The sequence below is a fragment of the Haloarcula marina genome, from assembly GCF_024218775.1.
GTDB lineage: Archaea > Halobacteriota > Halobacteria > Halobacteriales > Haloarculaceae > Haloarcula > Haloarcula marina.
Window position 1 is genome coordinate 2181879 of record NZ_CP100404.1, and the last position, 11919, is coordinate 2193797.

Sequence of the window (11919 nt, forward strand, 5' to 3'; positions counted from 1 at the left end):
GGAAGTCGCCGCCTACCGTTCCGGAACGCCGGTCAGCACCGTCGCCACGTCGCGGATGTCGTGCGTGTCGACGAGAAGTTCCGCGGCGGTCCGAATCGAGTAGTCGCCGTCGAGGGCCACGCCGTAGCACGCGGCGTACATCTCTAGCCACCGGTTGAACGTCCGTTCGAGGCGGTCGAACTCCTGTTGGCCGAACCGGACCCACGCGTCACCGGTCCGGGCCTCGCAGTACACCGCCACTGTCGGCCCGACGCCCTCCCGGAGGAGTTCGAGGGCGCGCGCCTCGTCCGGCGGCGTCGGGTCGAACCCCTCGGCGGCCGCCTCGGCCCGGCGTTCGAGCGCACGGATGCGGTCGTGTGACTGATGGCTCATCCTTGCTCGTACTCGACACCTTTCCCACCGGCGGGGTGTCGCCACTCGGTGTCGGCGACGACGGCGCAGGTCCCGCACTCGACGCAGGGTTGCGTGTCGAGGCTCACGAGGTGTTCCTCGTCCCCGTTCGTCCGGACCATCTCGTCGCGGTAACAGCCACCGCCGAAGTCCTTCGCGCTCACGGGACAGGCCGTCACGGCCGTCCCCGACGCCTCGAAGGACTTGTCCAAGAGGGTGATGTGGGGGTCGCCCACGTCGTAGGTCAGGGCACCGATTCGGTCGTCCAGTTCCGGCGGTTCGATCGTATTCACGTCCGTCACCACCTCACCCAGTTCCTCCCCGATGACCGTCGGGAGGGTGACGTAGGGCAGTTTCGTGTCGGGAATCATCGAGACGAGCGTCGGCGAGTTGTACGCCCGTTCGATGAGGCCCGACGCGGCCCGGACGCCGAAGCGGCCGAGCGACGACTCCACGACGGCGTTGGCGACGCCGTCGAGCGGCCCGATTTCTCCGGTCTTGCCGACCACGTCGTAGGCAGTGGGCCGGAGTTTGTCCATCACGCCCTCCTCGTTCAGTTTCCGCTCGTACAGTTGGCCCGCCCGGTGCGGGTCCCCGCGAGCGCGGGCGTCGGCGAACGCCTCGGCGGCGAGCGCCCCCGCAGTGACGGCGTGGTTCATCCCCTTGATGATGGGGCCCTGGGCCTGCATCTGCCCCGCCGCGTCGCCCACGAGGACGAGGCGGTCCTTGTGCGGCGACGTGTGCGCGACTTTCTTCGAGTCGGGGACGAGTTTCGCGCTGTACTCCAGTTCGGTGTACTCGTCACCCAGCCATTGGGCCATGAGGGGGTGGGTCAGCAGGCCGTCGAGCAGTTCCTGTGGTTCGGCGCGTTCCTCCGCCAGCGAGTCGAGGTGGAACACCGTCCCGATTGACAGCGACGCGTCGTTCGTGTAGAGGAACCCGCCGCCCCGCACGCCGTCGAACAGGTCGCCCGAGAACAGGTGGGCCTCGCCTTCGTCGTCGTCGATGTCGAACCGGTCGTCGATAACGTCCGGGTCCATCTCGGCGACGGCCTTCACGCCTTGGAACCACTCGTCGGGGTCGTCCCAGTCCATCAGGCCAGCGTCGCGGGCCAACTCCGAGTTGACGCCGTCGGCCGCCACGACGATGTCGGCCTCGATGGGGTCCAGTTCCTCGGTGAGGACGCCGACGATTTCGCCCTTCTCGCGCAGGAGACCGGTGACGTGAACCTCCGTCAGCAGGCCGCCGCCCGTCTCGCGCGTGAGTTCGTGGACCCGGTCGCCGAGCCACGAGTCCATCTTCCGGCGGAGGACGCTATCGGCCCACGCCGTGTCGTGGTGGTGTAAGTCCCCGAGGTCGAACGTCTTCACCCGGTCGCCCGCGACGTTGTGGATGAAGTTATCGGTGACGGGCCGTTCGGTGGCTTCCTCGCGGAAGTCGGGGAACAGGCCGTCGATGGTGTACGGCGCGGACTCCTCGGCGTAGATGAGGCCGCCCGAGACGTTCTTCGACCCGGCGTCGACGCCGCGTTCGAGGACCAGCGTCTCGACGCCGTTGCGCGCGAGGTTCGCCGCCGCCGCGGCCCCGCCGGGACCGCACCCGACGACGACGGCCTCGTAGTGTTCGTGGTCAGTCATCGCTCGCCTCCACGGCCGCGGCGAGTTCGCCCCTCTCGACGGCCTCGGTCAGCCGTGGCAGGACTTCGAACAGGTCGCCCTCGATGACGTAGTCCGAGAAGTCGGCGATGTCCGCCTCTGGGTCGGTGTTGATGGCGATGATGGTGTCCGATTCGTCACAGCCGACCTTGTGCTGGATGGCGCCCGAGATACCGGCGGCGATGTAGACGGCCGGTTCGACGACCTGTCCGGACTCCCCGATCTGGCGCTCCTCCGTGACGTACTGCTCGACGTGGCTGTCGAAGGCGTACGAGGAGGTGATGACGCCCCGCGAGAGGCCGAGGTCGGCCTCGTCGAAGGCGTCCACCAAATCGAGAGCCAGTTCGATTCCCGTCGTGGGGTCGTCGCCGATACCGCGGCCCACGGCGACGACGACTTCGTTGCCGGTGAGGTCGACACCGCCCGAGAGGCGGTCGAACTCCGTCACGTCCACCTCGAACCACGCGTCGTCTAACTCCATCTCGTAGTCGACGACTTCGGCCTCGCGCTCGTAGTCGGGGTCGGGAACGTCGAAACTGCCCGGAATCACCGACGCGCCCTGGGGGTGGAAGTCCCGGTTCGGCTTGTCGATACACAGGATGGTCGAGTACTCGAACCCGGAGAAGTCCGGCCGCTTCATGTGGAGGACGCGCCCGAACTCCTTCTTGTCGCCCGCCGTGCCGACCTTCGCGGGGTTGGAAATCATCGCGTTCTCGATGTACAGCCCCGAGCAGTCCGACGCGAGGCCGGAGTCGAGCGCTCCCTGTACCAGCGCCGAGAGGTCCCGGCCGTTGTTGGTCGCCGGGAAAATCGTGTACCGTGGCTCGTGGTACTCCTTCCAGTCGACCGCCTCGTGGCCCTCGCTGGCGAGTTCGCCACCGGCCCGCGCCATGTCGCAGAATATCTCCGTGTAGGAGGTGTGTCGGAACCGTTCCAACCTGCTGTCCTCGTAGTAGACGACGAGGTCCGCGCCGTAGGCGGTTACGTCCTCGACGTGGTCGCTGGCGTCCGCACCGATGAGGACGGCCACCACCCGTTCGTCCTCGCCGTAGTCGGCGTTGTACTGGTCCATCAGTCCGCGGGCCTTCCCCAGCATCTCCTTCGAAACGTCGACGAGTTCACCGGCCTGCGTCTCGCAGTAGACCCACATGTCGCGGTAGTCGCCGCCGACGGTCCCCTCGACCCACTGCTTCTCGTTGGTCGGGTGGTCGAGTTCGGGGTACTTCTCCTCGGGCGGGACGTACTCGACTTCGACCTCCCCTCCGTCCTCGTCGCTCCCTTCGATGGACTCGATTCGGCTCTCGATTTGCGAGATAGCGCTGGAACGGTCATTCCCGTCGCGTTCGCGTTCGAGGATGTCCCGAAGCACGTCGGCGTCGTCTACGTCCCGAACCATGTTCGCGATGTCCGCGACGGTCATCGCCGAGAGGTCCGCCGTCGCCGGGTCCGTCTCCTCGTCGTCCTCGCCTTCGAGTTTCTCGATGCGGCTCTCGATGAGTGTCTTGACCGGCGTGCGGTCCTCGCCGTCTTCCTCCAGGGCCAGCATCTCGCGCAGTTCGTCGGCGTCCTCGATGTCCTTGATTTTCGGTCCGAGGTCGGCGATTTCGTGCTCTGTAGGGTCGATTTCGGGCATCGTCAGTCACCTCCCGCGAACGGCGTCAGTTCGTCGAGTACCGGTTCCATCGCCGCCGCGTCGTCGCCGTCGACCACCGTCGCTTCGCGTTCCGAGGGCGCTTTCGGAATCGGGTCGACGCCAGCGACGATGGTCGGCGACCCGTCGAGTCCGATATAATCGGGGTCGAGATTCAGGTCCTCGTGGTCCCAGACGGTGACCAGTTCCTCGTACCGTTCGGCCCGCTCTTGGGTCTCCTCACGCAGGTCCTTGTGTTCGAGGCGGTGGGCGGCCTTCCGGTAGGTCGGTTCGAACTCGGGGTCGGCGACGACGAAACACGGGAGCGGCGTGTCGACCGTCTCGATTTCGGACACGTCACCGTCGACCAGTCGCTTCGCTCGTAGTCGGCCCGCCTCCTCGTCGATGTCCAGGGAGACGACGTGGGTCACCATCGGCCATCCGAGGCAGTACGCCGTCTGCGGGCCGGTGTGGCCCGTCTCCCCGTCGGCCGTCTTGAAGCCCGCGAACGCGATGTCCGGTTCCGTCTCCAAGTTCTGGATGCCCGTCGCGACGGTCATCGCCGTCGCCCACGTGTCGGCGGCCCCCATCTCGCGGTCCGAGAGAAGATACAGGTCGTCGGCGTACACGTCGCGCATCCCCTCTTGGAGCACTTCCTGATACCCCGGCGGCCCCATGCTCATCAGCGAGACGTGGCCGCCGTTGCGGACGCGCGTCTGGAGCGCCGCACGGAGCGCGTGCTTGTCGTTGGGGTTCATCACCGTCGGGGTCTTTCCCCGTTCGAGGTGGCCGTCCTCGTCGAAGGAGACCTTTCCCTCGCGGAAGTCGGGGACGCCCTTCGTCAAAACTACTGTGTGCATATTTGTCACGAACCTCGTCAACGTACCTCATGTTGGCTGGAACATAAATGTATGTTCACAATAACCGTTGACAACTGGTGACCGCGACGGCCGTCACTCACGGCGCGGCGTCAGCGACAGAACGGAACCTCGCTCAGATACGACCGGCGCGGCCGGGGTCGACGTCGATGGCGTCGACCGGACACACGTCGACACACAGCATACAGTCGATGCACTGGTCCTCGTGGGCCGGGTCGGCCTTGATTTCGCTCTCGGGGTGGTCCGGTGTGTCGACCCACTCGAAAACGTCGACCGGGCAGTCTTCCAGGCAGGCCCCGTCGGCGAGACAGATGTCGAAGTCGACGGCGACGTGCGTGCCGTGAATTCCCAGCGTCTCGGGTTCCTCGACCGGTCCCCAGACGTTGTGTCCCTCGTGCTGTTCGACCACGTCGCGGTTGTCCTCGAACTCGGGGTCTATGGCCATTGGTATCTAACACCACTCGTCGGTGATACTTAAGCTTTCGACCGAAGAGCCTCAGCGACGGCGGTTGCCGGGGCCCTCGAACCGGTCGCCCGCCCGCGGTTCCGGGCCGCCCTGTGGCCCCCCATTCGGGCCGCTCTGCGGCGGTGCATCGGCGTCGTCGACCACGCCGACGTGCCGTCGGAAGAACTCTGCGGTGCGGTCGTATACGTCGTCGTAAAACGCGCCGTGGAACGGGAACCCGTGGCCGCCGGGGACGCGGTCGTACTCGACGGTGCTCACGGCGTCCAGCGTGTCGGCGAGCAGTGCCGACTGGTTCGGCGGGACCACCTCGTCGTCCTCGCCGTGGAGCAACAGCGTCGGCGGCATCGCCACGTCAGCCTGTACCACCGGCGAGGCGAGGTCGTAGGCCTCCGGTATCTCGTCGGGAGTCCCGCCGAGGTACTTCGTGTTGATATCTTCGTGTTCGGGTCCTGCGCCGGTCATCGCCCGGAAGTCGTAGACGCCCGCGTATCCGACGACCGCCGAGAGTGACGATGACGCCCCCGGATACAGGTCCGGTTCGAAGGCGGGGTCGTCGCCGGTGGCCGCCGCCAAGCAGACGAGGTTCGCGCCCGCCGAGTGACCGAGGGCGACGACACGGTCCGAGTCCGCGCCGAACCGGTCGGCCTCCGTGCGACACCACTCGATGGCGGCTTTCACGTCGACGAGGGCCGCCGGGAACGTGTGCTCGGGCGCGAGTCGGTACTGCGGTTCGACGACCAGATACCCCTCGCTGGCCAGGTCGATGGCGTGGCGGGCGAACTTGCCCTTGTCGCCGACCGTGAAGGCACCACCGCGGACGAGGACCGCGACCGGTTTCGGACCGGACGCGTCCGGGTCGTCGTACACGTCCAAAGCGAGCGTCACGCCGTCGGCCTCGTGGAACGGGATGTCCCGCTGGACCGTGACCGTCGAGGCGGCGCGTTCTGTCATACCTCGGCCTGTGACCCCGCGGCACAAAAGCGCGTCGGGGTGCGTCCTGACACCGCCGAGGGCCGGTATCCGCACACGATAGCGACGGCCACTCACGACGGGTCTACAGGTAGTATCATCCGCGGAAATTGGCCGTAAAACAATGACCGGTCTTCGCGTAGTAGATTGACAGATGTACGAGCGGTTCGTCGGCCTGTTGTACGCCACGGCTGGGCTATCGGGTGCTGTTCGCGGGCGTGGCGTGGCGAAAACGAACCGACTCCGGTGGGACGCCGCTCGTCCTCTGTCACGTCGCTATCGCCGTCGGGTCGCTGGCGTACGCCCGCGACGTCCTCGCCACGACGCTCGCCGTCCAGATTCTCTGGGCGCGTGTGGCTGGTCGCACAGTCTCGGTCACCGTCACCGTCGGCGAAACGACGGACGGGTTCTCCGTCGCCGACGACGGGCCGGGCATCGGCCCGGCGAACCGCGACGCCGTCTTCGACAATGGATTCACCACAGCAGGCGACGGGACGGGCTACGGCCTCGCCATCGTCGAGACAATTGCCGAGGCCCACCGCTGAGACGTATCGGTGGCCGAGAGCCACGACGGCGGCGCACGGTTCGAGTTCGGCGGCGTCGAACGCGCCGAGTGACGAATCTCAGGGGTGGGCGAAGTACGTGACCGACTCGCCGTCGGCATCGACCGAATCGACGCGGACGAAACCGATGCGCTCGAACTGGAGCAGGTCGTCCGCGCCATAATCGAGGAATCCGGGTTCGGTGACCCCGGTCACGTCGCCGTCCATCGTCCGCAGTCGGAGTTCGGGACCGTCGGCGGGCGCCCAGTGGACAACGTCGACGCCCTCCTCGCGCACCGCCGAGATGTCGTCGCCGACGTACTCGAAGGCGTCGCGGGTGTGGCGGACACAGCCGTAGCCCTTCAACCAGACGCGCTCGCCATGTCCGGGGAGGTCGTCGCCCTCGACGACGACGCCCGCCGCGACGGGTATCTCGCGTCGGCCGCGCTCTTCGAAGTCCGGGTGGTACGGCGGTTCGCCCGCGTCGGGCCCGCCGACGATTTGGCGCTCGACGAGGCCGCCGTGTGCGTCGTCGTCCCGGACGAAAAAGGCGCGGTCCGTCTCGTCGTCTATCAGGTCGCGGTTGTTCGAGTACACGGACGACATGGCGAGGTCGACGTTCGAGGTGGAGGTGCCGAGTTCGACCATCGCGTCCACGAGGGCTTGCCCGCGGATGCCGCGGCGCTTGAGACTCGCCACAGTCGGCGCACGCGGGTCGTCCCACCCGTCGAGTTCGCCGTCGGCGATGAGTTCGGCGATAGTCGAGGTGGACATCTTCACGTCGTACTCGTCGACCTGCACGTGACCCCAGTGGACGACCTCGGGATACTCCCACCCGAAGTAGTCGTAGACGAACTGCTGGCGCTTCGCCGAATCTTGGAGGTCGATACCGCGGATGATGTGCGTAATGCCGAGCAGGTGGTCGTCGACGCCGCTCTGGAAGTCGAGCATCGGCCAGCATCGATAGTCCGCGGCCGTCTCGCGCGGGTGCGGCGTGTCTATCATGCGGAAGGCCACGAAGTCTCGGAGCGCCGGGTTCTTGTGCGTGATATCCGTCCGAACGCGCAGGACCATCTCGCCGCTCTCGTACTCGCCGTCGACCATCGCCGCGAACTCCTCGCGGACCGTCTCGGCGTCTTTCTCGCGGTGCGGACACGCCTTCCCGCTGTTCTTCAAGTCGGAGAACTCGCCCTGCGGACACGAACAGGTGTACGCGCCGCCCTTCTCGATGAGTTCGCGGGCGTACTCGTAGTACGTCTCCACCCGGTCGCTCGCCTTGAACACGTCGTCGGGTTCGAAGCCGAGATAGTCGATAGCGTCGAGGATGGCGTCGTAGGCCTCTATGTCCGGCCGTTTCGTCTCGGGGTCGGTGTCGTCGAACCGGCAGACGAACTCGCCGTCGTAGCGGTCTTTGTACGTCCCGATGACGGCGGCCATCCGCGCGTGGCCGATGTGCCAGGGGCCGTTGGGGTTCGGGGCGACGCGCATCCGGACGGTGTCGTACTCGTCGGCGTTGGGCAGGTCCGGTAGCGGGTGGTCCTCGCCCTCGTCTTCGGCTTCGAGTTCCGCGAGTTTCTCCGGCGCGAGTTCCTCTAACCGGTCGCGGCGTTCCTCGGCGTCCATCCCGTTCACTCGGTCGACGACGGGTGCGATGACGCCCGGAATCTGGTCACCGTACTCCCGGAACTCCGGGTTCTCGCCCATGAGCGGGCCCATGATGGCCCCGACCTGTGCCTCGCTGTCGTGTTTGACAGCGTTGAGGAGGGCGTTCGTCTCCGCGGCCTCCTCGATGCGCTGTCGTACGGCGTCGTCCATGTCCGGGAGTGGCACCGCCGCCGTCAAAACGCCGTCGGGTTCGAGTCAGACACCGAGATGCTCGCCGACCCGTTCCAGCGCCGTCAGTCCCGTAACCTCGCCGGACTCGTCGGGGACCGTCCACAGTTCGAGGTCCGGCATCGACTCACGGAGGGCCGCCAGCGCGTCCTCTTGGACCGCCCGTTTCCCGCGACACCGCTCGCAGTCGCCGGGGTCCTCGATACACTTGTTCACCACGAGCGTCGTCACCGGCACCTCGAACTCCCGCAACTGCGTGACCAGTCGCTCGCTCTCTCTGACCGCCATCGTCTCGGGAATCGTGACGACGCGAAACGCCGTCTGCTCCGGGTCGCGCAGAACCTCGCCCACCCGGGCCATCCGCTCGCGCATCTCGGTGAAGTCCGTCGCTTCGTCCGTTCGGCGTCGGCCCATCGGCCCGAACAGCATGGTTCGGGTGGCGTTGACCTTCCGGCGTATCTGGTCGGAGAGGTCCAGCGCCGTGGCCATCCCTCGGTCCATCACCTCCGGTAAGTCGAGAAGGCGGAGCGTGTGCCCCGTCGGCGCGGTGTCGAACACCACGCGGTCCCAGCGGTCGCTGTCGACGTACGTCGCGAACCCCTCCAGCGCGGCGAGTTCGTCACTGCCGGGCATCACCCCGGCGGTGAACAGCTCGGTTATCTCGTCTTCGTCCAGCGAGATGCCCGCCTCGGAAAATTCGGCCGCCAGCGCTTCGAACAGCGACCGGTACCTGTCGACACCCGCCTGCGGGTCGACTTCGACGCCCCAGAGGCGGTCGCGTATCTCGACCGGGTCACCGCCGATAGGCGTCTCGACGGCGTCGGCCAGCGAGTGGGCCGGGTCCGTCGAGACGACCAGCGTCCGGTGTCCCCGCTTCGCGAGCGCCAGTCCCGTCGCCGTCGCGACGGTCGTCTTCCCGACGCCGCCTTTGCCGCCGTAGAGGACGAACCGTGTCACGACGAGACGTTCGTCTCGGGGACACTTAGTTCCGCGCGCCGGGGGAAAAGGCGGGATTCGGCGCGGCGAGTCAGTACTCGCGCTCGACGAGGTAGTTCGCGATGCCGTCCAAGAGGTCGCGGGCCTCGTTGTCCGGCAGCACTTCGAGGTTCTGCTTCCCGCTTTCGACGAGTTCTTGCGCCTTTTCGCGGGCAAACTCTATCGAGCCAGCCTCGCGGAGGGTCGCGACGGCGTCGTCGATTTCGGCTTCCGACACCTCGGCGACGGAGTCGGTGTCGACGAGATTGTCCACGTCGACGCCCTGTTGGCGCGCGTGGAGCGTGACGAGCGTCTGTTTGTTCTCGACGAGGTCCGAGCCGCGCTGTTTGCCCAGTTTCTCCGAGGGCGTCGTCAGGTCCAGCAGGTCGTCCTGAATCTGGAACGCGCGGCCAACGTCGAGGCCGTGGTTGTACAGCGCTTCGACCGTCTCGTCGTCCGCGCCGAGGAGCGTGGCCGGGATGGCCGCCGCCGCGCCGTAGAGGACGGCGGTCTTCAGTTCGACCATCTCCAGGTACTCGTCGGGCGTGACCGCGTCGCGCTGTTCGAACTCGATGTCGAGGGACTGGCCCTCGCAGATGCGGGTACACGTCGTCGCCAGTCGCTTGTTCGCGGCGACGGTCCGGCCGTCGGCCGCACCCGTCGAGAGCAGGAACTCGAACGCCTTCGAGTACAGCGTGTCTCCGGCGAGAATGGCCGTCGAGAGGTCGTACTCCTTGTGGACGGCCGGGACCCCGCGCCGGAGGTCGTCGTCGTCCATGATGTCGTCGTGGATGAGCGTGAACGTCTGGATGACCTCGATAGCCAGCGCCGCCGACAGCACGTCGGCGTGCCCGCCGTCCAGCCTCGGGAACTCGCGGTAGTCGGTCGAGAGCGGGTCCACGTCCAAGAGCGACTCCGCGACGAGTAACAGCACCGTCGGGCGAAGTCGCTTGCCGCCAGCGTCCAGCAGGTAGCGGGTCGCCTCGTAGAGGTGGTCCGGCCGCGTGACCGGCAGTTCCTCCGGCAACGCCTCGTTGACCCGCTCTCGCCGGGCGAGGATGGCGTCTTCGACCTGCTGATGGCGTTCGGACATAGGCTTATTCCGTGAGTTGGATCATGTTGCCGTTACGCGTCACGTGCAGGTCGCGACCGACCTTGTAGCCCTGGTTCTCGGCGAGGTCCACGTAGGGCGCGAACCCTTTGAGGCTCTGGTGGGCCGGAATGACGTGCTGGGGCTGGAGCGCTTCCAGCATCTCGTAGTGCCCCTCCTCGCGGAGGTGGCCCGAGACGTGGATGTCGTCGTAGATGCGCGCGCCCTGCATCCCGAGCAGTTTCTCGGACTGGTAGCGTTGGCCCTCGTTGGTCGGTTCCGGGATGACCCGGGCCGAGAACAGGACCTTGTCGCCGTTGTCCAGTTCGTACGGCGTCTCGCCGCGGCCCATGCGGGTGAGCATCGCGCGCGGTTCGCCCTGGTGACCCGTGACGATGGGCAGGAAGTTCTCCTTACCCTCGTTCATGATGCGCTTGAACGTGCGGTCGACGGACTTGCGGTGGCCGTACATCCCGAGGTCCTCCGGGAAGTCCACGAAGTCAAGTCGTTCTGCGGTGCCGGAGTACTTCTCCATCGAGCGACCCAGCAGAACCGGCTGTCGGCCGATGTCGTCGGCGAACTCGACGAGGCTCTTCACGCGTGCGATGTGGCTGGAGAACGTCGTGGCCACGATGCCGCCGTCGTAGTCCTGAATGCTGTACATCACGTCTTTGAGGTGGCGGCGAGCGACGGACTCCGAGGGCGTGCGGCCCTTCCGACCGGCGTTCGTACAGTCCTCGATGTAACAGAGGACGCCGTTACCCTCGCGGCCGATTTCTCGGAATCGGTCCATGTCGATGGGGTCGCCGATGACCGGCGTGTGGTCCATCCGCTTGTCGAGGCCGTAGACGACCGCGCCCTCGGGTGTGTGGAGGACGGGGTTGATGGCGTCGATGATGGAGTGTGTGACGTTGACGAACTCCAGTTCGTTGCGCTCGCCGATAGACATCGTCTCGCCCGCTTCCATCTTCACGAGGTCGTTCTGGACGCCGAACTTCTCCTCGCCCTTGATCTGCTGTTTGACGAGTTCGATAGTGAAGGGCGTCGCGACGATGGGAGCGTCGTAGCGATGCGCGAGTTTCGAAATCGCGCCGATGTGGTCGAGGTGACCGTGGGTCGGCACGATGGCCTTCACGTCGCCTTCGAGGTCGGACATGACGCGGTCGTCCGGAATCGCGCCCATGTCGATGAGGTCGAGCGAGTGCATGCGCTCCGTCTCGACGTTGTCGTGAATCAGTACCTTCGAGAGATTGAGGCCCATGTCGAAGATGACGACGTCGTCACCTGCACGGACGGCCGTCATCTGACGACCGACAGCCTCGTAACCGCCGATAGTTGCAATTTCGACTTCCATAGTTGTAGCTCCGAGTAGGAGCCGTCCGCGAGCCCGCGGTCGGAGGTGGCAACGACGGTGTCTGCTGAAACGGCGTCTCTGTTCCGGTGTCGGCGTCGAGGCCATCCGGGTACGCCCGTAGCCTCGCAGCCTGTAGT

General features: G+C 66.4%; 10 protein-coding genes and 1 pseudogene. 1 reads left to right on the plus strand and 10 read right to left on the minus strand.

Translation table 11 applies throughout. The features are described from left to right. Positions 1–12 precede the first annotated feature (12 nt). From NJQ44_RS11400 to NJQ44_RS11425, 6 genes are all read right to left on the minus strand, one after another. Positions 13–372 (minus strand): DUF8055 family protein, encoded by a 360-nt coding sequence (locus tag NJQ44_RS11400; RefSeq protein WP_254271475.1) that lies wholly within the window; start codon positions 370–372, stop codon positions 13–15. Then, positions 369–2027 carry an FAD-dependent monooxygenase gene (locus NJQ44_RS11405; protein WP_254271476.1) on the minus strand — a complete coding sequence of 553 codons (1659 nt, stop codon included), beginning with the start codon at positions 2025–2027 and terminating at the stop codon, positions 369–371. The genes NJQ44_RS11400 and NJQ44_RS11405 overlap by 4 nt, the downstream gene beginning before the upstream one ends. After that, a complete protein-coding gene (locus NJQ44_RS11410; protein WP_254271477.1) occupies positions 2020–3678 on the minus strand; it encodes an electron transfer flavoprotein subunit alpha/FixB family protein in 1659 nt (552 codons plus the stop codon). The genes NJQ44_RS11405 and NJQ44_RS11410 overlap by 8 nt, the downstream gene beginning before the upstream one ends. Before the next feature lie 2 nt (positions 3679–3680). After that, the gene (locus tag NJQ44_RS11415; RefSeq protein ID WP_254271478.1) at positions 3681–4535 is read right to left on the minus strand and encodes an electron transfer flavoprotein subunit beta/FixA family protein; all 855 of its coding nucleotides are present in this window, start codon (positions 4533–4535) and stop codon (positions 3681–3683) included. Between the two features lie 133 nt (positions 4536–4668). Then, on the minus strand, positions 4669–4998 hold the full coding sequence (locus NJQ44_RS11420; RefSeq protein ID WP_254271479.1) for a 4Fe-4S dicluster domain-containing protein: 330 nt from the start codon (positions 4996–4998) through the stop codon (positions 4669–4671). A gap of 51 nt (positions 4999–5049) precedes the next feature. Beyond that, complete coding sequence (locus NJQ44_RS11425; RefSeq protein WP_254271480.1) at positions 5050–5970, minus strand: alpha/beta hydrolase; 921 nt, start codon at positions 5968–5970, stop codon at positions 5050–5052. Positions 5971–6359: 389 nt separating this feature from the next. On the opposite strand from NJQ44_RS11425, the pseudogene NJQ44_RS11430 reads away from it, so the two are divergent. Next, positions 6360–6605: pseudogene (locus tag NJQ44_RS11430) on the plus strand (sensor histidine kinase); the annotation flags it as partial. A 6-nt stretch (positions 6606–6611) separates the two neighbouring features. Here NJQ44_RS11430 and NJQ44_RS11435 read toward each other — a convergent pair. The 4 genes from NJQ44_RS11435 to NJQ44_RS11450 form a co-directional block, all read right to left on the minus strand. Further along, positions 6612–8345, minus strand: coding sequence for a glutamate--tRNA ligase (locus tag NJQ44_RS11435; RefSeq protein WP_254271481.1), 1734 nt, complete (start codon positions 8343–8345; stop codon positions 6612–6614). A gap of 45 nt (positions 8346–8390) precedes the next feature. Beyond that, entirely contained in the window at positions 8391–9320 is a 930-nt protein-coding gene (locus NJQ44_RS11440; protein ID WP_254271482.1) for an ArsA family ATPase, read from the minus strand. Between the two features lie 70 nt (positions 9321–9390). Then, positions 9391–10431: a geranylfarnesyl diphosphate synthase gene (gene idsA3 / locus NJQ44_RS11445; protein ID WP_254271483.1), complete on the minus strand. Its 1041-nt coding sequence runs from the start codon at positions 10429–10431 to the stop codon at positions 9391–9393. A 4-nt stretch (positions 10432–10435) separates the two neighbouring features. Then, positions 10436–11782: a ribonuclease J gene (locus NJQ44_RS11450; protein WP_254271484.1), complete on the minus strand. Its 1347-nt coding sequence runs from the start codon at positions 11780–11782 to the stop codon at positions 10436–10438. Positions 11783–11919 lie beyond the last annotated feature (137 nt).